The sequence below is a fragment of the Mesorhizobium sp. M1E.F.Ca.ET.041.01.1.1 genome (assembly GCF_003997355.1).
Lineage (GTDB): Bacteria > Pseudomonadota > Alphaproteobacteria > Rhizobiales > Rhizobiaceae > Mesorhizobium.
The window spans coordinates 1-1,991 of record NZ_RZSL01000853.1 but is presented as its reverse complement, the minus strand read 5'-3'; the positions used below and the strand labels follow the sequence as shown (position 1 = coordinate 1,991).

Sequence of the window (1,991 nt, the reverse complement as noted above, 5' to 3'; positions counted from 1 at the left end):
ACGCCAAGCGCGCCGACATAGAAGCACCTGGCATCGAGCGCCGCCTTCAGCGCGAAATCGTCGATCTTCGGATCGTGGGTGACGGCGGCCAGCGCGGTGTAGCTGTCGAGCGGTTTGCGCTTCAGCACATCCTCCGGCCATTCGGCATGCAGCGCCACATCTGGAAAGCGCTCGGGCGTGGCGAAGGCGGTGCGCGGATCGACGATCTCGACCGGATAGCCGGCGATCCTGGCCATCGGCGCCAGCGCCTGGCTGATATGGACCGCGCCGATCACCACCAGGCGCGGGCGCGGCAGATGCGCGTTGAGAAAGAAAGTCCGGCCCTCCGCCTCCACCGATCCCGAATCGCCGGTCCGGAACGCCCTGGCGATCGCCGCCCCGAGATCGCCCGCTACGTGATCGCCCTCGCGCACGATGCGGTCGCGGCCGTCACCGAGATCGGTGACCAGCACCGCGGCGCGCCGGGCGCGGCGCTCCTCATTCAATGTTTTGAGAACGTACGGATCCATCCGCAGTCAGCCCAACCGTTCGACATAGACCTTGATGCGGCCGCCGCAGGACAGCCCCACCTGCCAGGCGGTTTCGTCAGCGACACCGAACTCGAGCATCTTCGCCTTGCCGCTGCCGATGACATCGATCGCTTCGGTCACCACGGCGCCCTCGACACAGCCGCCGGAGACGGAACCGTGGAAATTTCCCTCGGCGTCGATGACCAGATGGCTGCCGACCGGGCGCGGCGCCGAACCCCAGGTCTCGACCACGGTTGCGATGGCGACATCCTTGCCATCCTTCATCCAGCCTTCCGCTATGATCAGCGGATCGCGGGCCTCATCGAGATAGATGCTCTCGTCCATCGTCGCTTCTCACAAAGTCTGTTTTTCCGAGGAATATCCCCAAGAAACAGGAACATCCCCAAGAAACATATGGCTACGCGGCACGTCTGTCGCCAGTTTGGATCCAGCGGCGCGGGTCGACGGAAGTCGCCGGCCGCCGGTCGAGCGAAGCGCAAAGATCGGCCAGCGCGTCGAGATTGTGCACCGCGCGGAACTCGTCGACGTGCGGCAGCATCGCCTTCACGCCGCGGGCGCGAGCCTCGAAACCGTCGAAGCGCAAAAGCGGATTGAGCCAGATCAGCCGCCGGCAGGATTTGTGCAACCGCTCCATCTCCTCCGATAGGCCGGTGACGTCGTCACGCTCCAGCCCATCGGTGATCAGCAGCACCACGGCGCCCTGTCCCAGCACGCGGCGCGACCACAGCCGGTTGAATTCGGCGAGCGTGTCGCCGATCCGGGTGCCGCCCGACCAGTCTTTCACGGCTGTCGAGCATTCGGCCAGCGCTTCATCTGGATCGCGATGGCGCATTTGCCTTGTCAGGTTCGTCAGCCGCGTGCCGAAGACGAAGGCATGCACGCGCCTGCGCTTCTCCGTCAGCGCGTGCAGGAAATGCAGGAAGATCCGCGTATATTGGCTCATCGAGCCGGAAATGTCGGCAAGCACCACCAGCGGCGGATGCACTTCGCGCGGCGATCGGAATTTCGGCAGGATCAGCGCGCCGCCGGTGCGCGCGGCGGACCGCATCATGGCGCGGGGATCAATACGGCGCCCCTGTGCATCGGCCTTGAAGCGACGGGTGCGCGCCAGATCGAAGGGCAGCCGCAAGGCCGCGATCGCCTTTTTGGCTTCGGCCATCTCCGCTGCATCCATCTGGGCGAAGTCCTTGCCGCGCAGCACCTCGTTGCCGGAGAAGGTGAAGCGCGCATCGACCTCGATCTCAGGCACTTCCCTCACCGGCCGGTTCTTCTGGTGGCCCTCGAACATCGCCTGGCTGACGCGATTCTCGGCCGCGCGAGGCTTCTGTTTTTCGGCGGTGTCCAGTGCCACCGGCGAAAACATCGCCAGCAGCTTCTCGATCAGTTCGCGCGACTTCCAGAACAGGCGGAAGGCATCGTCGAAGACGGGATGATCCTCGTGCCGCGAGACCAGCACCGCAT

At 65.1% G+C, this 1,991-nt stretch carries 3 protein-coding genes; all 3 read right to left on the bottom strand.

Translation table 11 applies throughout. From position 1 onward, the window contains the following. Positions 1-509: XdhC family protein (locus tag EOA38_RS35050; protein WP_145966239.1), on the bottom strand; the 509-nt coding region annotated here is incomplete at its 3' end. 6 nt (positions 510-515) lie between these two features. Next, positions 516-854 (bottom strand): XdhC family protein, encoded by a 339-nt coding sequence (locus EOA38_RS35045; RefSeq protein ID WP_126093635.1) that lies wholly within the window; start codon positions 852-854, stop codon positions 516-518. Between the two features lie 73 nt (positions 855-927). Continuing rightward, positions 928-1,991 (bottom strand): VWA domain-containing protein (locus EOA38_RS35040; protein ID WP_127301374.1); only part of this gene is annotated, 1,064 nt, incomplete at its 5' end.